Consider the following 256-nt stretch of genomic DNA (forward strand, 5'->3'; position numbering starts at 1 on the left):
GCGCCCTGCGCCTGGCCGGCCGGCGGCCGGTGATCCGCGTCGGGCGCATCGCCGGGCAGTACGCCAAGCCGCGTTCCAAGCCGCACGAGCAGGTCGGCGAGCAGATCCTGCCGGTCTATCGCGGCGACATGGTCAACGGCCGCGAGGCCCATGCCGAGCAGCGCCGGGCCGACCCGCAGCGGATCCTCAAGGGCTACGCGGCGGCGCGCAACATCATGCGCCACCTGGGCTGGGACGCCGCGTCCGGGCAGGAGGC

The 256-nt window shown here is 75.4% G+C and carries 1 protein-coding gene; it reads left to right on the forward strand.

Annotation, left to right across the window (positions count from 1 at the left end):
• A partial coding sequence (locus OH705_RS27990; RefSeq protein WP_267303533.1) for a 3-deoxy-7-phosphoheptulonate synthase occupies window positions 1-256 on the forward strand: 256 nt, incomplete at both ends.

Source organism: Pseudomonas sp. BJa3, assembly GCF_026343815.1.
GTDB classification, from domain to species: domain Bacteria; phylum Pseudomonadota; class Gammaproteobacteria; order Pseudomonadales; family Pseudomonadaceae; genus Aquipseudomonas; species Aquipseudomonas soli.